The following is a 24,011-nucleotide window of genomic DNA, read 5'->3' on the forward strand; positions in this document are numbered from 1 at the left end:
AGCCGAGACCGTGAGGATTCCTGTGGCACGTGTGAAGAACGAGGCGCGTCGTGCGCTGACCTGGCTGGGCGCGATCGTCGTCGGCCTCTATGGACTGCTGGCCGTCGGTGTGGTGACGGGCGGGGCGTCGATGACCCCCAGCCTCGCGCTCGACCTCGCGGGCGGACGTGAGATCGTCCTCACGCCCGTGCTCGCGGAGGGCAGCTCCGAGACGATCGATCAGGCCGACCTCGACCAGGCGGTCGAGATCATCCGCCGTCGTATCGACGGCTCCGGCGTCGCCGAGGCCGAGATCAGCACGCAGGGCGAGAACATCGTCGTCGCGCTCCCCGGCAACCCGTCCGAGGAGACCGTGGCGCTGGTCACCCAGAGCGCGCAGCTGCAGTTCCGCCCGGTGCTGACGGTCAGCTACGACCCGACGGCGACCACCGAGTCCACGGACGAGGCTTCCGCCACGGCGACGGACGAGGCGACCGACGACGCGTCCGCGGAGCCCAGCGCATCGGCCGAGCCGAGCACCTCGGAGACCGCCGAGCCCGCCGATGAGGCCTCCGCGGAGCCGTCGGCCGAGGCGAGCGCCACCGCCGACGCGTCCGCCGCTTCCGAGGCGCCCGCCGAGGGCACCGACCCCTCGTCGCTCGAGTGGATCACCGACGACGTCCAGGCCAAGTTCGACGCGCTCGACTGCACCGACCCCGCGAACCTCTCCGGCGTCACGCCGGGCGACCCGGCCCTCGCGGACGCGGTCTGCGACGAGACCGGCCTGGTCAAGTACATCGTCGGCCCGGTCGAGATGGACGGCACCGACGTCGCGACCGCGACCTCGGGCCCCGAGTACAACTCGCAGGGCAGCCTCACCGGCCGTTACGAGGTCCGCCTCGACCTCACCGACGACGGCGGCGACAAGTTCGCCGAGACCACCGGCCGCATCAAGGACCTCGAGGAGCCGCGCAACCAGTTCGCGATGGTGCTCGACGGCGTCGTGATCTCCGCGCCCTCGGTCTCGACCACCATCACCGGCGGCCAGGCCTCCATCACCGGATCCTTCACGCAGGAGTCCGCCGCGCAGCTCGCGAACCAGCTCAAGTTCGGCGCCCTGCCCATGACCCTCGAGGTCCAGTCGGAGCAGCAGATCTCCGCGACGCTCGGCGCCGACCAGCTCCAGAAGGGCCTCATCGCCGGCCTCATCGGCCTCGTGCTCGTGGTGATCTACTCGCTCATCCAGTACCGCGCGCTCGGGCTGGTGACGGTGGGCTCGCTCGTGATCGCGGGCGGCGTGACGTACTCGCTCATCGCGCTGCTGTCGTGGACCATCGGCTACCGCCTGTCGCTCGCCGGCGTGGCCGGTCTGATCGTGGCGATCGGTGTCACCGCCGACTCGTTCATCGTCTACTTCGAGCGCGTCCGCGACGAGCTCCGCGAGGGACGCAGCCTCCAGGCGGCCATCGACCACGGCTGGCGCCGCGCGCGCCGGACCATCCTGGCCTCGGACGCGATCAACATCCTCGCCGCGGTGGTGCTCTACATCCTCGCGGTGGGCGGCGTGCGAGGCTTCGCGTTCACGCTCGGCCTGACCACGCTGGTCGACATCCTGGTCGTGTTCCTCTTCACGCACCCGGTGCTCATGCTCATGGCGAAGATGCCGTTCTTCGCCCACGGCCACAAGTGGTCGGGCCTCGACCCGCGCCAGCTGGGCCGCGACACGATGTACAAGGGCCGGGGTCGCGTCGCGCGCCTCGACCAGCCGACGCTCGCGGAGCGCAAGGCGGCTGCTGCCGCCGCCGCGGCAGGCGGGACGGAGGCGGCCGACGAGCCGTCCGAGACCGTCGACGCGCGCCCCGAGGGGGAGGACAACCGATGAAGCTCAATCTGGCGCAGTGGGGCAACAAGCTCCACTCGGGTGAGAAGACCTACCCGATCGTCCAGCAGCGCAAGCGCTGGTTCCTCGTGTCGGGCGTGCTCGTGGCGCTGTCGCTGCTCATGCTCTTCACCAAGGGCCTCAACATGGGCATCGACTTCACGGGCGGCACCGAGTTCCGCGTGACCGACACCGCGATCACGGAGCCCGAGGAGGCCCGTGCGGTTGTCGCGGAGCTCGCTCCGGACGAGACCGCCCGGGTGACCATCCTCGGCGACAACGACGTGCGCATCCAGATCGGCGTCCTCGACGAGGACACCGCGCAGCAGACCGCGCGGGAGATCACCACGCAGCTCGCCGAGGCCTACGACGTCCCCGAGGCGCAGGTCAGCTTCACGCAGATCGGCCCGACCTGGGGCGCGTCGGTCGGCAAGGCGGCGGTCAAGTCGCTCGTGGTCTTCCTCGTCCTCGTGTCGATCGTCATGGCGCTGTACTTCCGCGCGTGGCGCATGTCCGCGGCCGCGCTCGTCGCGCTCGCTCACGACCTCATCATCACGGTCGGCGTCTACGCGGCCACCGGCATCGAGGTCTCGCCCGCCTCGGTCATCGGATTCCTCACGATCCTCGGCTACTCGCTGTACGACACGGTGGTGGTGTTCGACAAGATCCGAGAGAACACCGCGAACCTCACGTCGCAGCACCGCTACACGTACGACGAGCTCGCGAACCTGGGCCTCAACCAGACGCTGGTCCGTTCGATCAACACCTCGGTGGTCGCGCTGCTGCCCGTGAGCGCGATCCTCTTCATCGGCACGTTCCTGCTCGGCGCGGGCACGCTCATCGACATCTCGCTCGCGCTGTTCGTCGGCATGGCGGTCGGCACGTACTCGTCGATCTTCGTCGCGACGCCCGTCGAGGTCGCGCTGCGCGACAACGAGGAGCGCATCTCCGCCCACACCGCGAAGGTGCTCGAGCTGCGCGCGGCCGGCGAGTCCGACGTCGCGATCAGCGAGGACGGCGAGGTGCGCGTCGGCGCCGTCGACAAGGGCCGTCACCAGGGCACCGCGGCCCAGCCGAAGCGCAAGAAGCGCAAGGGCTGATCGCAACCTTCTCGAAGGGGACGATGCGCGGAAAACCACCCGCGCCTCGTCCCCTTCGTGCTACCAGGGATGACATCGGGAACCGGCGCGCGCGGATAGACTGTCGCTCTACCCAGCCTCGGAGGTATGCGTGACGGAGACTCGTCCCTCGACCGGGACGCTCGGGCTCGGGTTCCTCCGGCGGGGGAGCCGCGAGGCGAGCGCGATCGACGGCGTGCTCGACACGTACCGGCGGATGTACCCGCGCGGGCGCACCGGCCTGATCGAGCGCGCCTACAAGGTCGCCGAGGAGGCTCACCGGGGCCAGAAGCGCAAGAGCGGCGAGCCGTACATCACGCACCCGATCGCGGTCGCGCAGATCATCGCCGACCTGGGCATGCCCGACTCCGTGATCGCGGCGGCGCTGCTCCACGACGTGGTCGAGGACACCGACTACCCGCTCGAGCGGATGGAGGCGGAGTTCGGCGGCGAGGTCGCGATGATCGTCGACGGCGTCACCAAGCTCGACAAGGTCAAGTACGGAGACGCCGCGCAGGCGGAGACGGTCCGCAAGATGGTCGTCGCGATGGCCAAGGACATCCGCGTCCTGCTGCTCAAGCTCTGCGACCGGCTCCACAACGCCCGCACCTGGAAGCACGTCTCGCCGGAGTCGGCGCGTAAGAAGGCGCAGGAGACGCTCGAGATCTACGCGCCCCTCGCGCACCGCATGGGCCTCAACGCGATCAAGTGGGAGCTCGAGGACCTCAGCTTCCAGACGCTCTACCCGAAGATCTACCAGGAGATCGTCGACGTCGTCACCGACCGGGCGCCCGAGCGCGAGAAGTACCTCGCGCAGGTGCGGGCCGAGATCGAGAAGGACCTGCGCGGCATGCGCATCAAGGCCGAGATCACCGGCCGCCCCAAGCACTATTACTCCGTGTACCAGAAGATGATCGTCCGGGGCCGCGACCTCAACGACATCTACGACCTGGTGGGCATCCGCATCCTCGTCGAGACGGTGCGCGACTGCTACGCGGTCCTCGGCGCGATGCACGCGCGCTACCAGCCCGTCCCGGGCCGGTTCAAGGACTACATCGCGATGCCCAAGTTCAACCTCTACCAGTCGCTGCACACCACGGTGATCGGTCCCACGGGCAAGCCCGTCGAGCTGCAGATCCGCACGTACGACATGCACCGTCGCGCCGAGTACGGCCTCGCGGCGCACTGGCGCTACAAGGAGAACGCGAAGACCGGCGACCAGTCGCAGGGCAACCAGGGCGACATGGGCTGGCTGCGTCAGATCGCCGACTGGCAGCAGGAGACCGCCGACCCGACCGAGTTCCTCGACAGCCTCCGCGGCGAGATCTCGCGCGCCGAGGTCTACGTCTTCACCCCGCGCGGCAAGCTCCTCTCGCTGCCGCAGGGCGCCACGCCGGTCGACTTCGCGTACGCCGTCCACACCGAGGTGGGGCACAAGACCATCGGCGCGAAGGTCAACGGCCGCCTCGTGCCGCTCGACTCGACGCTCGAGAACGGCGACACGGTCGAGGTGCTCACCACCTCCGACGAGAACGCGCACCCCAAGCGCGACTGGCTCGAGTTCGTCGAATCCACCCGCGCGCGCAACAAGATCCGTCAGTGGTTCACGCGCGAGCGGCGCGAGGAGTCGATCGAGACCGGCCGCGACATGCTCGCGCGCGCGATCCGGCGCCAGCAGCTGCCGATGCAGCGCCTCATGAGCCGGCCCACCCTCCTCGCCCTCGCGAAGGAGATGCACTACGAGGACGTCGACTCGCTCTACGCCGCGATCGGCGAGCACAAGGAGCAGGCCGCCGACGTCGTCACCCGCATGGTCGAGGCCGTGGGCGGCCAGGAGGGCGCCGACGAGGACCTCACCGAGATCACCCGTCCCGGCCTGCCGGCGAAGCGGACCTCCGCGCGCCGCGGGGATCCCGGCGTCGCGGTGCACGGGCTCACCGACGTGGTCGTCAAGCTCGCGCGCTGCTGCACGCCGGTGCCGGGGGACCCGATCCAGGGCTTCGTGACGCGCGGCTCCGGCGTGTCGGTGCACCGCGCCGACTGTGAGAACCTCGCGCAGCTCCGGGCGCAGAACGAGCGCCTCATCGACGTCGAGTGGACCGGCCAGAACGCCGGCACCTTCCTCGTGCAGATCGAGGTCGAGGCGCTCGACCGCAACCGGCTGCTCTCGGACGTCACTCAGGTGCTCTCCGACCACCACGTCAACATCCTGTCCGCGAACGTGTCCACCACGCGCGAGCGGGTGGCGATGTCGAGCTTCCAGTTCGAGATGGCGGACCCGTCGCACCTGGGAGCGATCCTCAGCGCGGTGCGCCGCATCGACGGCGTGTACGACGCCCGCAGGGTCACCGGCGCGAAGCGTCCGTGACAGCCGCGAGGAGCGACCTGAGCCTGCTGTAGCCCGTGCCCGCGGGCGACTCCTCGCCGAACGCGTGCGCGAGCTCGGCGGGCGCGATGCGGCCGGTGACGAGCCCGCTCAAGACCGACGCGAGGGCATGTCCCGGGTCCTCCCAGCGCAGCGCATCGAGGCAGGCGCGGGGCGGAGGCGCGATCCGCACCGGGCCGATGCGGGCCCCGCTCCGCGCCGTCGCCCCCGAGTGCAGCTCCACCAGGCAGCCCGGCGGGCGGTACAGGCCGCGCGCGCCGACGGCGTGCCACGTCGAGGGCGGCGCATCGCGCCACCCGTGCACCCAGAGGGCGGCCGTGCCGGTGAGGACCGTGTGCGCGGGCACGCGGGGCGCGGCGCCGAGCGCGCGCAGCCCGGGGGAGTCCGGGACGTCCGTCGGTCGGGCCGCCTCTCGGGTCACGGCAGCAACGGTGCCGTCGCGCACCAGCCGCACATAGGCGAGCGGGCCGGTCGTGTCCGGATGCACGAGGATCATCACGTCAGCGTGCCGCGGCTGCGCGCGGCGCGGGAGCCCCTGTGGACACTGCAGGGATGCACGGACGCCCCGCCACCCTGAGGGGTGACGGGGCGTCCGGAGAGCGGGGCTACAGCGCCTGGATCTGCTTGAGCCAGGCCTTGCGCGCGTCGAGCGACTCCTCCAGCTTCGCGGTGCTCCTACCCTTGGCCTTCGCCTCGGCGATCTCCTCCTCGAGGGCGGTGATGGCCGAGAGCAGCTGAGCTGCGGCGCCGGTGGCGCGCGCCTCGAGCTCGGGGTTGCGCGAGTTCCACTCGGCGTCCTCGGCGTCGCGCACGGCCTTCTCGACCACCGCCATACGCTTTGACAGGCGGGCGATGTCCGCGCGAGGCACGCGTCCGGCGGCCTCGAAGCGGTCCTGGATCGGGTGGAGCGCCTGCTTGACCGCGGCGAGGTCCTTGATGGGCAGCAGCGCCTCGGCCTCGACGACCGCGGCCTCCTTGGCCTCGACGTTGCCCGACAGGGCCTCGTCCTCGGCGTCCGCGGCCCCGCGACGCGCCTCGAAGAACGCGTCCTGGGCGGCCTGGAACCTCTTCCACAGCGCATCGTCCACGGTGCGGCGGCCGCGACCCGCGGTGCGCCAGTCGTTCATGAGGTCGCGGAAGCCCCGGGCCCCGCGATCCCAGTCGGTGGTCCGGGACAGCTCCTCGGCCTGCGCGACCAGCGCCTCCTTGCGGGAGGCGACGTCCGCGTTGGACCGGTCGAGCTCCGCGAAGTGGTGCTTGCGGGCCTTCTCGAAGGCGGAGCGGGCGTGCGTGAAGCGCGCCCACATCGCGCGCTCGACGTCCTTGGGGATGCGCGCGCCGCTGCGCTGCGCCTCCTTCCACTGGTCGAGCAGGCCGCGCAGGGTCGCGGTGTCGTTCTTCCAGTGCACCTGGTCCTCGGGCTTGGCCGCGAGCGCCTCGGCGGTCACGACGATCTCCTCGCGGGCAGCGACCGCGGCCTCGCGGGCGACGCGGCGCTCCTCCTGGATGCGGGTGCGGACCTCGTCGGCCTCGGCCTTGACGGCGGCGAAGCGCTCGCCGAGCGTGTCGAGGTCGCCGACCACGCTGGGCGGCGTGAGGATCGCCTCGATGGCGGCCACGGACTCGTCGATGTCCTTGGGGGACAGCTCGGCGGAGGACAGGCGGGCGTGGAAGCGCTCGACCGAGGCCTCCAGCTCGAAGAACGCGTGAGCGTAGGCGTGCAGCGCGTCGTCGTCGGCGGCCTCGCCGACCTCGACCCGCTCCTCGGCGACGATGACGTACGCCTTGCCGTCCTCGACCAGGCCGTGCGCGAGCGCCTCCTCGAAGCGCTCGGTGGGCACCTCGGCCGCGACGGGCACGGCGACCACCGGATGGGTGGCCTGCTTCGCCACGGCGGCGGGGGAGGGCGCCTTGAAGGAGCCGGGCTTGGGCGCGCGCGGACGCGGGGCCTTGGCCGGCTTCGGCGCGGGCGCGGCCTCGGCGGCCGGCGCGCTCTCCTCGACGGGGGTCTCGGGGGTGGGCTGGGACTCGGCCGCGGGGGCCTCGGTGTGCGGCGCCGAAGCGTCGGACGACTCGGTCATGAGACGGATACCTCGTTCACGATGACGGACTTGGCCGGGCGACCGTCGGTGTCCCCGGTGATGGTGCCTGCGTCGGCAACAGCCACCACCTTATCGGTCCCGTCAACGAGCTGTCCGAGCACGGTGTACCCGCCGGCGGAGTCGGAGGGGATGGTGGAGTCCTCGTAGACAATGAAGAACTGGCTGCCCATCGACTCGCCGTCGCCGCCCACGCGGGCCATCGCGATGGTGCCCGCCGGGTAGACGTCGTCCTCGGGAGCGTTCTCGATCGGGCCGTAGCGGTAGTTCGGGCCGCCGGTGCCGGTCGCGGTCGGGTCCCCGCACTGGAGCACGTAGATGCCCGCGGTGGTGAGGCGGTGGCACTCGGTCCCGTCGAAGTAGCCCTCCTCGGCCAGCGCGACGAAGCTCGCGACCGCCTGCGGCGCGGCGGCACCGTCGAGCTCGGCCACCAGGTCGCCCTGGCTGGTCGCGAGGGTCGCGGTCCACGTGCGGTCCTCGGCGTACGAGGGGTCCGGCGGCTCGGCGGAGGCCGCCCAGCCGGAGACGACGTCGACGTCCATGTCCGAGCCGGAGGTCGCCTCGGACGTGCTCTCCTCCGTGGAGGCGGCGGCATCGCTCCCGCCGTCGTTGTTCAGCGCGACCAGGAGCACCGCGAGCCCGCCACCGAGGACCAGCGCGGCGATGACGACGATCGCGGTCACGCGGATGCCGTGCTCCCGCTTGCGGCGCTTCGCGGCGATCCGCTCCTCGTATGCCTGCTGTCGCTTGAGGGCCTGAGCCTTCGCCTGCTTCTTGGTCGTCATCGAGCCTTCTCCGTACGGGTGATGTGCCAGGTCAGTCTAGGGCGGGGCGATGGGGAAGAATGGCCGCATGGCACGCGTGCAACCTCTCTCCGGCTTCCCCGAATGGACACCCCAGGAGCGCCTCGTCGAGGCGCACGTCATCGCAACGCTCCGTGACGTGTTCTCGCTCCATGGCTTCGGCGAGATCGAGACCCGCGTGGTCGAGCCCGTCGAGCGCCTCGCGGGCGACTCGGACGCCTCGAAGGAGATCTACGCGATCGGCCGCCTCAACGCGGACGAGCAGGCGGGCCGCGAGGCCAAGCTGGGCCTCCACTTCGACCTCACGGTGCCGTTCGCGCGCTACGTCGAGGAGAACCAGGGTCGTCTTCAGTTCCCGTTCCGCCGCTTCCAGATCCAGAAGGTCTGGCGCGGCGAGCGCCCGCAGGAGGGCCGCTTCCGCGAGTTCTACCAGGCGGACATCGACGTCGTGGGCCGCGACAGGCTGCCCGAGCACCTCGAGGCCGAGGTCGCGATCGTGATGGCGCGCGCCCTCGCCGCGCTGCCGCTGCCGCCCGCGCGCATGCACCTCAACAACCGCGGCCTCGTCGAGGGCTTCTACCGCGGCGTCGGCATCGTCGACGTCGCCGGGGCGCTGCGCAGCGTCGACAAGCTCGACAAGATCGGCCCCGAGGGCGTCACCGAGGAGCTCCACGGCAAGGGCGTGAGCGCCGAGGCCATCCACGCGATCCTCGAGCTCGCCGCGATCCAGACCCCGGACAGCTCGTTCGTGGACCTGGTCGAGGCGCTGTGGGACCACAGTCCGATCGTCGAGGGCGCGGACGAGGCGCGCGCGCAGTTCGAGGCGGGCGCCCGGTCGCTCGCGGTGCTGGTCGACGCCGTCAACGCCGCGGTGCCCGAGTGCGCGATCGCGGATCTCCGGATCGCGCGCGGCCTCGACTACTACACGGGTGCCGTCTACGAGACCCTCCTCGAGGGCCACGAGGACCTAGGCTCCATCTGCTCGGGCGGGCGCTACGACTCGCTCATCGCCGGCGGCGGGTTCCCCGGCGTGGGCATGTCCATCGGCGTGAGCCGCCTCGTGAGCCGGATGCTGGGCGCCGGCCTCGCGACCGCGAGCCGCGCGGTCCCGCAGGCCGTGCTCGTCGCCGTCACGGACGAGGAGCACCGTGCCGCGTCGTCCGCCATCGCGGACCGCCTCCGCGCCCGCGGCATCCCGACCGAGGTGTCCCCGAACGCGGCGAAGTTCGGCAAGCAGATCCAGTACGCGGACCGCCGCGGCATCCCGTTCGTGTGGTTCCCCGACGCCGGCGACGGCACGTCGCTCGACGGCGAGGTCAAGGACATCCGCTCGGGCGAGCAGACGCCCGCCGACGCCGATGCGTGGGCGCCCCCGACCGAGGACCTGAACCCGCGCATCGTCCGCGGCTAGACTGATACCCGCTCTTCACACCTATCGCGCGGCACACGCGCGAGAGAAAGGCCTTGACTTGCTCCGCACGCATCTTGCTGGAAACCTGCGCGCCGCCGACGCCGGCGCCACCGTCACCCTCGCCGGCTGGGTGGGCCGCCGCCGCGATCACGGCGGCGTGGCGTTCATCGATCTGCGCGACGCCTCGGGCCTCGCGCAGATCGTCATCCGCGAGGAGGTCGCGCACGCGCTCCGGACCGAGTACGTCATCCAGGTGACCGGCGAGGTGCGCCTGCGCCCCGAGGGCTCGGCGAACCCGAACATGGCCTCGGGCGAGATCGAGGTCGACGTCCAGGACGTGACCATCCTCAACGAGTCGGCCCCCACGCCGTTCCCGATCGACGAGCACGTCAACGTGGGCGAGGAGGCGCGCCTCAAGCACCGCTACCTCGACCTGCGCCGCCCGCAGCCGCGCGCGAACATCGTGCTGCGCTCCGAGGTCAACAAGGCCGCTCGCCGCGTGCTCGAGCGTCACGACTTCCTCGAGATCGAGACCCCGACCCTCACGCGCTCGACCCCGGAGGGCGCCCGCGACTTCCTGGTACCCGCTCGCCTGTCGCCCGGCTCCTGGTACGCGCTCCCGCAGTCGCCGCAGCTGTTCAAGCAGCTGCTCATGGTGTCGGGCATGGAGCGCTACTACCAGATCGCGCGCTGCTACCGCGATGAGGACTTCCGCGCGGACCGCCAGCCCGAGTTCACGCAGCTCGACATCGAGATGAGCTTCGTCGACCAGGACGACGTCATCGCCCTGGGCGAGGAGCTCGTCAAGGAGCTGTGGTCGCTCATCGGCTACGAGGTCTCGCTGCCGATCCCGCGCCTCACCTACGCGGACGCGATGGCGCGCTTCGGCTCGGACAAGCCCGACCTGCGCTTCGGCCTCGAGCTCACCGAGCTCACCGAGTACTTCAAGGAGACGCCGTTCCGCGTGTTCCAGGCGGAGTACGTCGGCGCGGTCGTCATGCCCGGCGGCGCCTCGCAGCCCCGCAAGGTGCTCGACGCGTGGCAGGAGTGGGCCAAGCAGCGCGGCGCCAAGGGCCTCGCGTACGTGCTGGTCCAGGAGGACGGCACCCTCACCGGCCCGGTCGCGAAGAACCTGTCCGAGTCCGAGCTCGCGGGCCTCGCGGAGAAGGTCGGGGCCAACCCCGGCGACTGCGTCTTCTTCGCGGCCGGCAAGACGGGCGCCTCGCGTGCGCTGCTCGGCGCGGCGCGCGGCGAGATCGCCAAGCGCGTCGGCCTCATCGACGAGGACCGCTTCGAGTTCTGCTGGGTGGTCGACGCCCCGCTGTTCAAGCCGGTCGACGTGGACGATGACGACGTCGCCCTGGGCTCCTCGGCCTGGACCGCCGTGCACCACGCGTTCACGAGCCCCAAGCCGGAGTTCATGGACACGTTCGACACCGACCCGGGCCCGGCGACGGCGTACGCGTACGACATCGTCTGCAACGGCAACGAGATCGGCGGCGGCTCGATCCGTATCCACCGCCAGGACGTCCAGCAGCGTGTCTTCACCGTCATGGGCATCGGCGCCGAGGAGGCGCAGGAGAAGTTCGGCTTCCTGCTCGACGCGTTCCAGTTCGGCGCCCCGCCGCACGGCGGCATCGCGCTCGGCTGGGACCGCGTCACCGCGCTGCTCGCCAAGGCCGACTCGATCCGCGACGTCATCGCGTTCCCGAAGTCCGGCGGCGGCTACGACCCCCTGACCGCGGCGCCCGCGCCCATCACGCCGGAGCAGCGTGCCGAGGCCGGCGTCGACTTCGTCCCCGAGGACGAGGAGCCCGCCGAGGCCTGAGCCTCCGCCGCACCGCAACGCTGAACGAGGGCGGGATCCCCACGGGGGTCCCGCCCTTTCGCGTTCCCGCCGCCATTTCCTGCGCGACCGACCTGTCCGGCGTGACCGCCGTCCACACAGGATCTGCAACTGCGGGCAGCCACGTCGGGCTTCGCGACGCAGGTGGCAGCGGAATCTGCGATTCGTGGGCTCAGCGTGTGGAGAGGCGCATCGGGGGCGGCGGCGCCGGGACGATGCGCCGGCGCGGCGTGCGGGACGCCCACAGGACCCCGCCGATGACGAGCACGCCTCCCGCGAGCTCGCCGAGGCCCGGACGCTCGCCCAGCGCCACCCAGGCGGTCGCGATCCCCACGACGGGCACCAGCATCGAGAACGGTGCGACCGTCGAGGCGGGATGGCGCGCCATCAGCCATACCCAGATCCCGGAGCCGACGAGCGTGCCCAGCACGATCGTGTAGGCGAGCCCCAGCCAGGCGGGGATCGCGGCGATGGAGGCGGACGAGGCGAACGCCTCGCCGATCGCGGCGGGTCCTTCGATCGTCAGCGACAGCGCGAGCATCGGCAGCGGCGGGACCACGGACATCCACAGCACCAGGTGGAGCGGCTTCTCGGCGCGCGCCTGCCGGCTCGCGAGGTTGCCCAGCGCCCACCCGAGCGCGCCGAGCAGCACCAGCAGGAACGGTCCGACCGGGGCCGAGGCGCCGTAGCTCATGCCCACGACGGCGAGCCCCGCGACCGCCGCGGTCACGCCCACGATGCGACGGGCGCCGAGCCGCTCGCGCAGCAGCACGGCGCCGAGAACCACCGTGAAGGGTGCCGAGGCCTGCAGGACCAGCGACGACAGCCCGGTGGGGAAGCCCGCGTGCATGCCGAGGTAGAGGAAGAGGAACTGCATGGTCCCGAAGCCGAGGCCGTAGCCGAGCAGCCAGCGCAGCGGGACCTGGGGGCGCGGCACCAGGAGCACGGTAGGGATCGCGATGATCGCGAAGCGCAGCGCCACGAGGAGCAGCGGGGGGAACACGTCGAGCGAGGCGCGGATCGCGACGAAGTTGACGCCCCAGATCACGGCGACGAGCACGGCGAGCGCGAGATGACGGAGGGGCATGGCGCCAGTCTCATGCCGCCAGAACGTTCAGCACCAGCGAATTGTCGTGAAGTGAATGTGTAGGGTGCCTTCATGGAGATTCGGCACCTCGAGCTGCTCCGCGAGCTGCGCGAGCGCGGCACGCTCGGCGCCGTCGCCGCGGCGACCTTCCGCACGCCCTCGGCCCTGTCGCAGCAGCTGCGCACCGCCGAGCGCGAGCTGGGGGTCGCGCTCGTCGAGCCGGTGTCGCGAGGGCTGCGGCTCACCTGGGCCGGCGAGATCCTCGCCGACGGCGCGGACGATGTGCTCGCATCGCTCGCGCGCGTCGAGGCCGCCCTCGACGCGGGCAGGGGAGAGCCGAGCGGCGTCGTCCGGATCGGCACGCTGCCGAGCGCCGGTGCGGCGCTGCTGCCGTCGCTCATGGCGCGGCTGGTCGGGACGCGGCTGAGCATCGTGCTCGAGGACTTCGACCTGGCCGAGGCTGACTACGCGGGCCGGACGCTCGATCACGACCTTGTCATCGCCCACAGCCTCAGCGCGGACGTCCCGACGGGGGCGGAGGGCCTGTTCTCGCGCGTGGTCGCGCGGGAGCCGATCGACGTCGCGGTCCCGGCGGACCATCCGCTCGCGGCGCACGACGTGCTCGCTCCGGTCGAGGTGGCCGGGTACCGCTGGATCGCCGTGCCGCGCGGGTACCCGTTCGCCACGGTGCTCGAGTCGATCGAGCGGGAGACCGGGACCGCGATCGAGCGCATCGTCGAGATACGCGACAACCGGCTCGTCGAGTCGCTGGTGAGCCGCGGCCTCGGGCTCGCGCTGCTCCCGCGGTTCTCGACCCCGCCGTCGCCGGCCTACCGGCTCGTGCCGCTCACGGGCGTCGGGGCGGTGCGCCGCATCGTCGCGATCGGACGGCAGGACCGTGTCGAGCGACGCGCGGTGAGCGCGGTGCTCGACCGCCTGGTCGAGATCGGCCGCACGCTCAGCTGAGCACGCGCGCTCAGTGCCGCAGGCCGATGCGGTCGTGCAGGCGTCTGAGCGGGCCCGGCGCCCACCAGTTCCAGTCGCCCAGCAGGGTCATGGTGGCGGGCACTAGGAGCATCCGGACCACGGTCGCGTCCAGCAGCACCGCGAAGGCCAGGCCCACGCCCACCTCCTTGATCATGAGCAGGTCGCCGAGTGCGAAGCCGAGGAAGACCAGCACGATGACCGCGGCGGCCGAGGTGATGATCCGGCCCGAGCGCTGCAGCCCCTTCCGCACCGCGGCGTCGTTGTCCTCGCCCGCGTCGTAGTACTCCTTGACCCGGGACAGCAGGAAGACCTCGTAGTCCATCGCGAGCCCGAACCCGAACGCCACGATGATCACCGCGACGTACGTGTCGATGCCGCCGATGGACGCGTACCCGAGCACCCCTTCGAGATGGCCCTCGCCGAAGATCCACATCACCACGCCGAGGGTCGCGAGCAGCGACAGCGAGTTGATCACCAGCGTCTTCACCGGCACCAGGAGCGAGCCGGTCATGAGGAACAGCAGCACGAAGGTCGCGGCGACCACCACGCCGCCCGCGATGAGCGCGCCCTCGACGATGGCGTCGACGAAGTCGATCTCGGTCGCGGCCGCGCCGCCGACGTCGACCTCGACCGGGGCGTCGATCGTGCGCACGCCCTCCACGGCCGCGACGGCCTCCGCGCCCGTGGGATCGGGGCTGTCGACGCGGATCCCGACGAAGGTGTCGCCGCCGCGCAGGACCGGCTCCTCGACCGTGACGACATGCGGGACCTCGGCCGCGGCGGCGAGCCAGGAGTCGAGGGCACCCGGGTCCTCGGTGGTGTGCGCCCAGACGGCGGGCTCGGTGAGGTCGGGGAAGCCCTCGCGGAAGGCGTCGTAGTAGTCGCGGCGCTCGTTGCCGACGGGCAGCGCCTCGATGTCCGAGTTCTTGAGCGTGAGGCCGAGCACAGGGGAGGCGAGCGTGAGCAGCAGCGCCGTCGCCCCGATCACCACGAGCCACGGGCGCCTCTGACCCCACCCGGCGAGGCGCGAGAAGGCCCCCTCCTCGCGATCGACGTTGGATGTCGCCGCCATGATCCGGCGCAGCCCGGGGATGCGCGACGGCAGGCCCGGCCTGGTGATGCGCGGGGCGAGCAGGAAGAGCACCGCGGGCACGATGGTGAGCGCCGCGATCATCGCGGTGGTCACCACGCCGAGCGCGGCGCCGCCGAAGCCCTTCATGAGCTCGGGATCGAAGAGCACCATCCCGCCCACCGAGATCGCCACGACCACGCCGGAGAACGCGACCGTCCGCCCGGCGGTGGCCATCGCGTGCGCGAGCGCCTCCGCGCGGGCGTCCCGCGGATCGCCGCCGATGCGGTGGAGCTCCTCCCGGAAGCGCGACACGATGAGCAGGCCGTAGTCGATCGAGAGCCCGATGCCCAGCACCGTCACCACGTTGACCGCGCTCTGATCGAGGTCGAGCAGGAACGAGAACCCGTACAGCACCGCGAGCCCGCCCGCGATCGAGGCGATCGCGCCGGTGAGCGGCGTCGCCGCCGCGAGGAACCCGCCGAAGACGAAGACCATCACCACCAGCGCGGCGGGCAGCGCGATGAGCTCGCCCGTGACGAGGTCCTCCTCGAGCTGCACGGTGAAGTCGTCGAAGACCAGCGGGTCGGAGTACGACTGCACGTGGGCGTCGGGCTGGGTGGCGCGCATGCCTGCCACCGCCTCGTCGACGATGGCCACGATCTCCTCGTGGGTCGCGAGGGGGTCCTCGTCGCCGAACGTGGCGAAGGTCACATCGATGAGGAATCCGGTGCCGTGGACGTCGATCAGCTCGTTCGCGAGATCGCGGCTGGCACCCGCCTGCGCCGCGGACGGGTCGAATGCGGGGCCGGGCACCGCGCCGAACGGCGAGACCACCGCGCTCACCGGGTCGATCGCGGCGATCCGCGTCGCGGCGTCCTCGACGGCGGCCGCGACCGCCGCATCGTCCAGGGCGACGTCCTGGACGTACGAGGTCAGACCCGGGCCCTCCGCATCGTCCGCGGTGCGGGAGAAGGCCTGGTAGACCTCCCACGACTCGCTGCCCTCGACCAGGGGCGGACCGGTGGAGACGCGCTGGAACAGGCCCTCGCCGTTCACCCCGAGCGTGGCGAGCGCGTAGAGCCCGACGGTGCCGAGCACCGCGAGCAGCACCACGGTGCCGGGCGCGCGGGCGATGAGCCGCCCCAACCGAGCGAAGCCCCCCATGGGGCCAGCGTACGAGCCCGCATGCGCCGATGACGGCGAGCTTCCGGGGTCGGGGCGGTGAGCAGGTCGGGACCAAGGTCTTTGCTACTCTGCTCGCGTCCGCTGGATGCGAGGCGTGGCGAGGGGCTGCGACACAGGTGCCGAGCGGGCTGATCGAATACGAGTCGACCGCCATCTGAGGGCCAACCCGCCGATCGGAGATCCGCATGACAGTCCCCATCACGCACGCGCGCACAGGCCGCGCCATCGCAGCAGTCCTCGTCGCCGCCGCGGCGCTGGTGCTCGCTCCGCCCGCGACGGCCGCGACCGCGGTCGCCTCCGGCACGACGCTTCCGGCAGCCGGAGTCTCGACGGCCCTCCTGGGCCGTGAGATCACCTCGCAGAACGTGCCGGCCGGCACGTCGCTCTGGGTCAAGGTTGAGGAGCGCAAGTTCCGCGCCGGTCCGGCCACCTCGACCCGCGAGGTCGCGATCGGCTACAAGCGTGCCCGCGTCACCGCGACGGGTCGGGGCCGCTCCGGCTGGATCGAGGTCGAGATCGGCGGAGTCAAGGGTTGGACGCCGTGGAGGTTCCTCACGGCCTACAAGCCGACGCCCGACCCGACCCGCGTGTGGACGGTCGAGGACGACCTCCAGCTCCGCTCGGGCCCGGGCAAGAACTACCGCGTCAAGGCGACGGTCCCCGCGGGAACCAAGGGCATCTTCCAGAACATCCGTCGCAACGGGTGGTGGCTGATCAAGTTCGGCGACACCTACGCGTGGACGTTCCGGAAGAAGGTCAGCGTCGGCGGATACTTCGATCGTGAGGCGCTGCTCGCGCTCCAGCACTCCCAGGTCGGCTACCGGGAGCCGGCGTGGCGCACCAACAAGTTCAACGACTGGATCGGCGGCAACAACGCCTGGTGCTCGGTCTTCGTCTCCTGGTCCTTCGACAGGATCGGCTATGCGGCCGGCGTGCCCAAGCGCGACCGGTTCAAGGACTACGTCGCCGATCTCCGCAAGGCCGGCGTGCTCGACACCACGCCCCGGGCAAGCGAGCTGAAGCGCGGCGACGTGGTGCTGCTCGACTGGTACCCCTACGAGGGGCCCACCCACACCGGCACGGTGGACCACGTCTCCGGCGACTACGTCTGGCTCGTCGAGGGCAACACGACCTCCGGCACCGGCTCGCTCACGCGCGGCGTCTTCTACCGCAAGCGTGCGCTCGTCGACGTCAACGCGGTGTACGACCCGTGGGACTACGCCTGGGCGACCCGCTGACGCGCCGGGCGACGCCCGGCGTCTGAACCAGCGCCTACGCTGTCCCCGTGGATCTGTTCGATGCGGCGCGTACCGACGCCTCCGGCGTGCCGGAGACGCTCGGCAACGCGCCGCTCGCGGTGCGGATGCGGCCGCGCGCCCTCGACGAGGTCGTCGGTCAGCAGCATCTGCTGACCGAGGCGTCGCCGCTGAGGCGCCTCATCGGCGAGTCCGCGCCGGCGACCTCGGTGGTCCTCTGGGGGCCGCCAGGCACCGGCAAGACCACGCTCGCGTACCTGGTCGCGGGCAACCGACGGTTCGTCGAGCTGTCCGCGGTGACCGCGGGCGTCAAGGACGTGCGGGCGGTGGTCGAGGACTCCAAGCGGCGCATCGCGACGGGGGAGCGCGAGACGGTGCTCTTCATCGACGAGATCCACCGCTTCACGCGCAGCCAGCAGGACGCGCTGCTCCCGGCCGTCGAGAACCGGTGGGTCACGCTCGTCGGCGCGACCACCGAGAACCCGTCGTTCTCGGTGGTCGGCCCGCTGCTGTCCCGGTCGCTCCTGCTGGTGCTCCAGCCGCTCGCCTCGACCGACATCGCGACGCTGCTCGCACGCGCGGTCGAGGAGGACCGTGGGCTCGGCGGCTCGGTCACGCTCGAGGACGAGGCGCGCGACCACATCCTCCGCGTCGCGGGCGCCGACGCGCGCAAGGCGCTCACGCTGCTCGAGTCGATCGCGCAGGCGGCGGGCCCCGGCGGCGTCATCACCTCCGCGCTAGCCGAGGCCACGATGGACGCCGCGCTCGTCGCGTACGACAAGTCGGGCGACCAGCACTACGACGTCATCAGCGCCTTCATCAAGTCGGTGCGCGGCTCCGACGTCGACGCGGCGCTGCACTACCTCGCACGCATGGTGGTCGCGGGGGAGGACCCCCGCTTCATCGCGCGCAGGCTCGTGATCCTCGCGGCCGAGGACATCGGCATGGCGGACCCCCAGGGCCTCGTGATCGCCCAGGCCGCCGCCGAGGCGGTGAGCTTCATCGGGATGCCCGAGGGGCGCATCGTCCTCGCGGAGGCCACCACCTACCTGGCGAGCGCGCCCAAGTCCAACCGCGCGTACCGGGCCATCGACGCGGCCATCGCCGACGTGCGCGCCGGCAAGGCCGGCGTGGTGCCGGAGCACCTGCGCGATGCGCACTACGCGGGAGCGGAACGCCTGGGGCACGGGACCACGTACCTGTACGCGCACGATGCGCCGCACGGCGTCGCCGCCCAGGAGTACCTCCCCGAGACGCTGCGCGGCTCGCGTTATTACGAGCCGACCGAGCACGGCTACGAGCGCACCCTCACCGAGCGGCTGCGGACCATCCGGGGGATGCTCGGCCGCGGTCAGTAGCCCTCTGGCTTCGAGTCCTTGCCGTCGAGCCAGAGACGATCCTTGGGATCGGAGTGCGTGCCTCCGGAGTCGACATGGGTCGCGGCGATCCGGTCGCCCTTGGTGATGACGTGGACCATCGCCATGCCGTGGCCGCGGCCCAGGCCGTAGTCGTCCTTGAGCCACGCGAGGATCGGCGCGGCCTTGGTGCCGGGGCCGTAGCCCTTGGCTGTCGCGATGTCGAGCAGCTGCCCCGGGGTGAGGCCGGTCTTCGTCTCGACCGCGTCGAGGTACGCCTGGAAGGACATGAGATGCTCCTGTCGTGATCGTCGGGGCCGATCGACACAGGTCTACCACCGCGACGCCGCGACACGCCGAGCTCGACCGCGGATCGCCTCTTCGGCGGAAGGCGACGGCCTGGTATAGTTGATGAGCCCTCGCGGACGGTTGGCTGCTGTCGCCGCGAACTCAGCACATACGATCATTTTCCGGTGCGCATCCGCGCGCGCCGGGAGCTGTGAAGGAAATCATGACCTCTGTTCAGAAGGCACGTCGCCAGGTCCGCCTGTCGCGCAGCCTCGGGATCGCCCTGACCCCGAAGGCCGTCAAGCACTTCGAGAAGCGCCCGTACCCCCCGGGCGAGCACGGCCGCACCGCCCGCCGCAAGGAGAGCGACTACGCCGTGCGTCTGCGCGAGAAGCAGCGTCTTCGCGCGCAGTACGGCCTTCGCGAGAAGCAGATGACCTCGACCTACGCCGAGGCCAAGAAGGAGACCGGTCTGACCGGTGAGAACTTCGTCGAGCTTCTCGAGATGCGTCTCGACGCCCTGGTGCTCCGTGCCGGCTTCGCCCGCACGATCCTCCAGGCCCGTCAGTCGGTTCTGCACCGCCACATCCTCGTGGACGGCAAGATCGTCGACCGCCCCTCGTTCCGCGTGAAGCCGGGCCAGACCATCCAGGTCAAGCCCAAGGCCGTCACCATGGAGCCCTACATGGCCGCCGCCGCCGGTGCTCACCGCGACGTGCTGCCCCAGGTGCCCGAGTACCTCAACGTCACGCTTGAGAAGCTCACCGCCACGCTGGTCCGCCGCCCGAAGCGCGCCGAGGTCCCCGTGACCTGCGACGTGCAGCTGGTCGTCGAGTACTACGCTCGCTAAAGCGCACCGGTGAGGCCCTCGCGGGCCCACCAGCAGTGGCCGCGGTGCGCCGCCCTCCGGGGTGGTGCACCGCGGCTTTTCTGCACGATGCAGGGTGGACCAGGCGCGCATCGCGCCCCGCGTCCCGGACACGAGAAGGACTGAGAACCAAGCATGCAGACCTCTGAGATCGCCAAGCGGTGGGTCGACTACTTCGCGAAGAACGACCACCACATCGCACCGAGCGCCTCGCTCGTGTCGCCCGATCCCTCGCTGCTGTTCACCGTCGCCGGCATGGTGCCGTTCATCCCGTACATCATCGGGACCGACACCTCCCCGCACCCTCGCATCGCCTCGGTCCAGAAGTGCATCCGCACCAAGGACATCGAGGAGGTCGGCAAGACCACCCGCCACGGCACCTTCTTCCAGATGCTGGGCAACTTCTCGTTCGGCGACTACTTCAAGGAAGGCGCCATCAACTACGCCTACGAGTTCCTCACGGGACCCGAGGCGGAGGGCAACCTGGGCTTCGACCCCGAGCGCTTCTGGGTGACGGTGTGGAACGAGGACGCGGAGGCGATCTCGCACCTCAAGAACGTCGGCGTCGACGAGTCGCGCATCGTCCGCCTCACCCGTGAGGAGAACTTCTGGGACACCGGCCAGCCGGGTCCCGCGGGACCGTGCGCCGAGTGGCACTACGACCGCGGCCCCGAGTTCGGCCCCGAGGCCGTGGGCGGCACCGTCGACCCGGGCGGCGACCGTTACCTCGAGATCTGGAACCTCGTGTTCGACCAGTACCTGCGCGGCGAGGGCGCCGGCAAGGACTACCCGCTCATCCGGGAGCTCGACCAGAAGGCGATCGACACCGGCGCCGGGCTCGAGCGCATCGCGTACCTCAAGCAGGGCGTCGCGAACATGTACGAGACCGACGAGGTCTTCCCGGTCATCGCGAAGGCCCAGGAGCTCTCCGGCAAGACCTACGGTGCCGGCGGCGACGACGACGTTCGCATGCGCGTGGTCGGCGACCACGTCCGCTCCGCGCTCATGCTCATCGGCGACGGCGTCACCCCCGGCAACGAGGGCCGCGGCTTCGTGCTGCGCCGCCTGCTGCGCCGCTCCGTGCGTGCGATGAAGCTCCTCGGTGTCGACGAGCGCACCATGCCCGAGCTGCTGCCCGCGTCCATCGACGCGATGAGCGCCACCTACCCCGAGCTCGCGGCGAACCGCGCCAAGATCGAGGCGATCGCGTACAACGAGGAGGACGCGTTCCGTCGCACCCTCGTCGCCGGCACCACGATCTTCGACACGGCCGTCGCTCAGGTGAAGAAGGCGGGCGACAAGGCGCTGTCCGGCACGGACGCGTTCACGCTCCACGACACCTACGGCTTCCCGATCGACATCACCCTCGAGATGGCCGCCGAGCAGGGCATCCAGGTCGACGAGGCGAAGTTCCGCGAGCTCATGAAGGAGCAGAAGGAGCGCGCCCGCGCCGACGCGAAGGCCAAGAAGGGCGGCCACGCGGACGTGGGCGTCTACAACGGGATCAAGGAGGCCGAGGGACTCACCGAGTTCCGTGCCTACCAGGAGCTCACCACCGCCACCGAGATCACCGCGCTCATCAAGGACGGCGTGTCCGTGCCGGTCGCGCAGCAGGGCGAGACCGTCGAGGTGGTCCTCCCGCAGACCCCGTTCTACGCGGAGTCCGGTGGCCAGGAGGCCGACTCGGGTGTGATCCGCTCGGCGCACGGCACGCTCGAGGTCATCGACGTCCAGCGTCCGGTCAAGGGCCTCATCGTGCACACCTGCACCGTGGTCGAGGGCGAGGTCGCTCAGGGCGACCAGGTCTCGGCCGAGGTCGACCCCGAGTGGCGCATCGGCGCCCGCCAGGCGCACTCCGGCACGCACCTGCTGCACGCCGCGCTGCGCGAGGTGCTCGGTCCCGACGCCCTCCAGTCCGGCTCGTACAACAAGCCCGGCTACCTGCGCCTCGACTTCTCGTGGCCCTCGGCGCTGTCCGTCGAGACCCGCTCCGAGATCGAGGAGGTCACCAACCGGGCGATCCGCGCGGACCTCGGCGTCACGGCTCAGCACATGACGCTGCCCGAGGCCAAGGAGTGGGGCGCCGTCGCGCTCTTCGGCGAGACGTACGACGAGACGGTCCGCGTCATCGAGATCGGCGGCCCCTGGTCGCGCGAGCTCTGCGGCGGCACGCACGTCGAGCACTCGAGCCAGGTCGGGCTCGTCGCGCTATCGACCGAGTCCTCCGTGGGCTCGGGCTCCCGCCGCATCGAGGCCTTCGTGGGCATCGAGGCCTTCCAGAAGCTCGCCGCCGAGCGTGCGCTCGTGTCCGAGCTCACCTCGACCCTCAAGGTGCAGCCGGGCGAGCTCAAGGGCCGCGTCGAGAAGGTGCTCGAGCGCCTCGCCGAGGCGGAGAAGCAGCTCGCGGGCTACCGCCAGCAGGCGATGCAGCAGGTGGCTGCGGGGCTGGTGGACAAGGCGGTCGACGTGTCGGGCATCCGCGTGGTCACGCACGTGTCGGAGAACGCCGCCGATGCGGACGACCTCCGCAGCGTCGTCACCGATGTGCGCGCGCGCCTCGGCGAGTCGGCTCCGGCCGTCGTCGCCATCGCGGCGGAGATCAACGGCCGCCCGCAGATCGTGATCGCCACCAACGCGCCGGCGCGCGACGCCGGCCTGCGCGCGGGCGACCTCGTCAAGGCCGCATCGTCCATCCTGGGTGGCGGAGGCGGCGGCAAGCCGGACCTCGCGCAGGGTGGCGGCCAGGATGCGACGCAGATCCCGGCGGCCCTCGAGGCCGTCACCGCGACCGTGGCGGCGCGTGCTTAAGGGCGCGCGCCTCGGGGTCGACGTCGGCACCGTCCGCATCGGCGTGGCGGCGTCCGACCCCGACGGCCTCATGGCGTTCCCCGTCGACACCGTGCAGCGGGGCGACGGGGACGTCGAGGCCGTCGCGAGAATTGCTGTGGAGCGCGGTGCGGTCACGATCTTCGTCGGCCTGCCGCGCAAGCTCTCCGGCCAGGAGGGCACCAGCGCCGAGGACGCACGAGCGTTCGCGGCGCGGCTCGCGGAACTGACCTCCGCGAGCGTTCGTTTGATCGACGAGCGCTTCTCGACCGCCACCGCCTCGCAGGCGATGCGCAGCGCGGGCCGGAACGCCAAGAAGCAGCGCCAGGTCATCGACCAGGCGGCTGCCGTGGTGATCCTCGAGAACGCCTTGGATGTTGACAGGAACGGTAACCTCGGATCGGTGACGATCGAGGTTCCGCGCAAGGGGAATGATGACTGACCTTTTCGAGGCCGAGGCGACGACGACGACCTCGCTGGACCTGCGCCGCCTTCAGCGCAGCAAGCGCCGTGCCGCGCGCCGGCGTTTCACGCTGATCGCGACCGCAGTCGCGCTCGTGGTGTTCGCGCTCGGCGGCTCCGTCGCGCTCAACTTCGTGCAGAGCCTCGAGACGACGTCGACCGAGGTGCTCGACTACGAGGGCGCCGGCCAGGGCAACATCCAGGTCATCGTCGAGGACGGCGCGACCGGCTCGGACATCGCGTCGACGCTCTACGACGCCGGCGTGGTGGCCTCGACCCAGGCGTTCCTCGTGGCGTGGGGAGACAACCCCGACGCCTCGTCCGTCAAGCCCGGCTACTACTTCATGCACAAGGAGATGAAGGCCGAGTACGCGCTCGAGGCGCTTCTCGACCCGGCGAACCGCGACGTGCGCTCCATCACCATCATCGAGGGCAAGACGCTCGACTACTACACGCAGCAGATCGCGAACCTGACCGGCGCCACGCAGGACGAGGTCGCGGCCGCGATGGAGAACACCGATGCGCTCGGCCTGCCCGAGGAGGCCGACGGCAACCTCGAGGGCTGGCTGTTCCCGTCGACGTACCAGTTCGACCCGGGCGTGACGCCGCAGGAGGTCCTCTCGCGGATGATCGAGCAGACCATCACGGTGCTCGACAAGTACGACGTCGCCGCGGAGGACCGCCAGACGGTGCTCACCGTCGCGTCGATGATCGAGCGCGAGGCGAAGCTCGACGAGGACAGGCCGCTCATCGCGTCGGTGATCTACAACCGTCTCGACATCGACATGCCGCTGCAGCTCGACTCGACCGTCAAGTACGTGACCAAGTCGGAGGGCGCGTTCGCGAGCTCCGACGAGCTCGCCGTCGACTCGCCGTACAACACGTACGACAACACCGGCCTGCCGCCGACGCCGATCGCCGGCCCGGGTGAGGCGTCGATCGCGGCGGCGGTGAGCCCGGCCGAGACGGACTACCTCTACTTCGTGACGGTCAACCTCGAGACGGGCGAGACCAAGTACGCGGCCGACTACACCGAGTTCCTGGGCTACAAGCAGGAGCTGCTCGACTGGGTGGCGGCGAACTCCGACTCCGACGACTCCTGAG

The 24,011-nt window shown here is 71.0% G+C and carries 18 protein-coding genes; 12 read left to right on the forward strand and 6 right to left on the reverse strand.

Going from position 1 to position 24,011, the window contains the following annotated elements:
• Window positions 1-22 precede the first annotated feature (22 nt).
• The 3 genes from secD (at window position 23) to TR42_RS00600 (ending at window position 5,344) form a co-directional block, all read left to right on the forward strand.
• Window positions 23-1,861: a protein translocase subunit SecD gene (secD, locus tag TR42_RS00590; RefSeq protein WP_236623287.1), complete on the forward strand. Its 1,839-nt coding sequence runs from the start codon at window positions 23-25 to the stop codon at window positions 1,859-1,861.
• Window positions 1,858-2,958, forward strand: a complete 1,101-nt coding sequence (gene secF, locus TR42_RS00595; protein ID WP_042212046.1) for a protein translocase subunit SecF — start codon at window positions 1,858-1,860, stop codon at window positions 2,956-2,958. The genes secD and secF overlap by 4 nt, the downstream gene beginning before the upstream one ends.
• A 130-nt stretch (window positions 2,959-3,088) precedes the next feature.
• Complete coding sequence (locus tag TR42_RS00600) at window positions 3,089-5,344, forward strand: RelA/SpoT family protein (protein ID WP_042212047.1); 2,256 nt, start codon at window positions 3,089-3,091, stop codon at window positions 5,342-5,344.
• Here TR42_RS00600 and TR42_RS00605 read toward each other — a convergent pair.
• From TR42_RS00605 to TR42_RS00615, 3 genes are all read right to left on the reverse strand, one after another.
• Entirely contained in the window at window positions 5,322-5,858 is a 537-nt protein-coding gene (locus TR42_RS00605; protein WP_042212049.1) for a hypothetical protein, read from the reverse strand. The genes TR42_RS00600 and TR42_RS00605 overlap by 23 nt on opposite strands.
• Window positions 5,859-5,967: 109 nt before the next feature.
• Window positions 5,968-7,443 carry a DUF349 domain-containing protein gene (locus TR42_RS00610; RefSeq protein WP_042212051.1) on the reverse strand — a complete coding sequence of 492 codons (1,476 nt, stop codon included), beginning with the start codon at window positions 7,441-7,443 and terminating at the stop codon, window positions 5,968-5,970.
• Entirely contained in the window at window positions 7,440-8,246 is an 807-nt protein-coding gene (locus tag TR42_RS00615; RefSeq protein ID WP_042212053.1) for a peptidylprolyl isomerase, read from the reverse strand. The genes TR42_RS00610 and TR42_RS00615 overlap by 4 nt, the downstream gene beginning before the upstream one ends.
• Before the next feature lie 67 nt (window positions 8,247-8,313).
• On the opposite strand from TR42_RS00615, the gene hisS reads away from it, so the two are divergent.
• Both hisS and aspS read left to right on the forward strand, forming a co-directional pair.
• Entirely contained in the window at window positions 8,314-9,675 is a 1,362-nt protein-coding gene (gene hisS / locus TR42_RS00620) for a histidine--tRNA ligase (protein ID WP_042212055.1), read from the forward strand.
• A 58-nt stretch (window positions 9,676-9,733) separates the two neighbouring features.
• Window positions 9,734-11,503: an aspartate--tRNA ligase gene (gene aspS / locus TR42_RS00625; RefSeq protein ID WP_042212058.1), complete on the forward strand. Its 1,770-nt coding sequence runs from the start codon at window positions 9,734-9,736 to the stop codon at window positions 11,501-11,503.
• A gap of 190 nt (window positions 11,504-11,693) precedes the next feature.
• Here the strand turns inward: aspS and TR42_RS00630 are convergent, their stop codons facing one another.
• On the reverse strand, window positions 11,694-12,608 hold the full coding sequence (locus TR42_RS00630) for an EamA family transporter (RefSeq protein ID WP_042212059.1): 915 nt from the start codon (window positions 12,606-12,608) through the stop codon (window positions 11,694-11,696).
• A gap of 72 nt (window positions 12,609-12,680) precedes the next feature.
• Between TR42_RS00630 and TR42_RS00635 the strand changes: the two genes are divergently transcribed.
• Entirely contained in the window at window positions 12,681-13,574 is an 894-nt protein-coding gene (locus TR42_RS00635; RefSeq protein WP_042212061.1) for a LysR family transcriptional regulator, read from the forward strand.
• Window positions 13,575-13,584: 10 nt separating this feature from the next.
• Here the strand turns inward: TR42_RS00635 and TR42_RS00640 are convergent, their stop codons facing one another.
• Window positions 13,585-15,831, reverse strand: coding sequence for an MMPL family transporter (locus TR42_RS00640; RefSeq protein ID WP_042212063.1), 2,247 nt, complete (start codon window positions 15,829-15,831; stop codon window positions 13,585-13,587).
• Between the two features lie 206 nt (window positions 15,832-16,037).
• On the opposite strand from TR42_RS00640, the gene TR42_RS00645 reads away from it, so the two are divergent.
• Together TR42_RS00645 and TR42_RS00650 are read left to right on the forward strand one after the other, a co-directional pair.
• Window positions 16,038-17,090: an SH3 domain-containing protein gene (locus TR42_RS00645; protein WP_042212065.1), complete on the forward strand. Its 1,053-nt coding sequence runs from the start codon at window positions 16,038-16,040 to the stop codon at window positions 17,088-17,090.
• Between the two features lie 47 nt (window positions 17,091-17,137).
• A complete protein-coding gene (locus tag TR42_RS00650; protein WP_042212066.1) occupies window positions 17,138-18,466 on the forward strand; it encodes a replication-associated recombination protein A in 1,329 nt (442 codons plus the stop codon).
• Here the strand turns inward: TR42_RS00650 and TR42_RS00655 are convergent.
• Window positions 18,460-18,753 carry a DUF4287 domain-containing protein gene (locus TR42_RS00655; RefSeq protein ID WP_042212068.1) on the reverse strand — a complete coding sequence of 98 codons (294 nt, stop codon included), beginning with the start codon at window positions 18,751-18,753 and terminating at the stop codon, window positions 18,460-18,462. The two genes, TR42_RS00650 and TR42_RS00655, sit on opposite strands and share 7 nt — an antisense overlap.
• Before the next feature lie 221 nt (window positions 18,754-18,974).
• Between TR42_RS00655 and rpsD the strand changes: the two genes are divergently transcribed.
• From rpsD to mltG, 4 genes are all read left to right on the forward strand, one after another.
• Complete coding sequence (gene rpsD / locus TR42_RS00660) at window positions 18,975-19,601, forward strand: 30S ribosomal protein S4 (protein WP_042212070.1); 627 nt, start codon at window positions 18,975-18,977, stop codon at window positions 19,599-19,601.
• A 153-nt stretch (window positions 19,602-19,754) separates the two neighbouring features.
• On the forward strand, window positions 19,755-22,427 hold the full coding sequence (alaS, locus tag TR42_RS00665) for an alanine--tRNA ligase (protein ID WP_042212072.1): 2,673 nt from the start codon (window positions 19,755-19,757) through the stop codon (window positions 22,425-22,427).
• Entirely contained in the window at window positions 22,420-22,887 is a 468-nt protein-coding gene (ruvX, locus tag TR42_RS00670) for a Holliday junction resolvase RuvX (RefSeq protein ID WP_042212073.1), read from the forward strand. Before alaS ends, ruvX begins: the two co-directional genes overlap by 8 nt.
• On the forward strand, window positions 22,880-24,010 hold the full coding sequence (gene mltG / locus TR42_RS00675; protein WP_042212467.1) for an endolytic transglycosylase MltG: 1,131 nt from the start codon (window positions 22,880-22,882) through the stop codon (window positions 24,008-24,010). The genes ruvX and mltG overlap by 8 nt, the downstream gene beginning before the upstream one ends.
• Window position 24,011: the final 1 nt, after the last annotated feature.

Source organism: Demequina mangrovi (genome assembly GCF_000759715.1).
Taxonomy (GTDB): Bacteria; Actinomycetota; Actinomycetes; order Actinomycetales; family Demequinaceae; genus Demequina; species Demequina mangrovi.

Bases quoted from the DNA above. Each gene is read 5' to 3' on its own strand.
- secF (WP_042212046.1), top strand. From the start codon at position 1,858: ATGAAGCTCAATCTGGCGCAGTGGGGCAACAAGCTCCACTCGGGTGAG.
- TR42_RS00610 (WP_042212051.1), bottom strand. From the start codon at position 7,443: ATGACCGAGTCGTCCGACGCTTCGGCGCCGCACACCGAGGCCCCCGCG.
- mltG (WP_042212467.1), top strand. From the start codon at position 22,880: ATGACTGACCTTTTCGAGGCCGAGGCGACGACGACGACCTCGCTGGAC.
- TR42_RS00640 (WP_042212063.1), bottom strand. From the start codon at position 15,831: ATGGGGGGCTTCGCTCGGTTGGGGCGGCTCATCGCCCGCGCGCCCGGC.
- TR42_RS00630 (WP_042212059.1), bottom strand. From the start codon at position 12,608: ATGCCCCTCCGTCATCTCGCGCTCGCCGTGCTCGTCGCCGTGATCTGG.
- hisS (WP_042212055.1), top strand. From the start codon at position 8,314: ATGGCACGCGTGCAACCTCTCTCCGGCTTCCCCGAATGGACACCCCAG.
- TR42_RS00635 (WP_042212061.1), top strand. From the start codon at position 12,681: ATGGAGATTCGGCACCTCGAGCTGCTCCGCGAGCTGCGCGAGCGCGGC.
- alaS (WP_042212072.1), top strand. From the start codon at position 19,755: ATGCAGACCTCTGAGATCGCCAAGCGGTGGGTCGACTACTTCGCGAAG.
- rpsD (WP_042212070.1), top strand. From the start codon at position 18,975: ATGACCTCTGTTCAGAAGGCACGTCGCCAGGTCCGCCTGTCGCGCAGC.
- TR42_RS00645 (WP_042212065.1), top strand. From the start codon at position 16,038: ATGACAGTCCCCATCACGCACGCGCGCACAGGCCGCGCCATCGCAGCA.
- TR42_RS00605 (WP_042212049.1), bottom strand. From the start codon at position 5,858: ATGATCCTCGTGCATCCGGACACGACCGGCCCGCTCGCCTATGTGCGG.
- TR42_RS00655 (WP_042212068.1), bottom strand. From the start codon at position 18,753: ATGTCCTTCCAGGCGTACCTCGACGCGGTCGAGACGAAGACCGGCCTC.
- TR42_RS00615 (WP_042212053.1), bottom strand. From the start codon at position 8,246: ATGACGACCAAGAAGCAGGCGAAGGCTCAGGCCCTCAAGCGACAGCAG.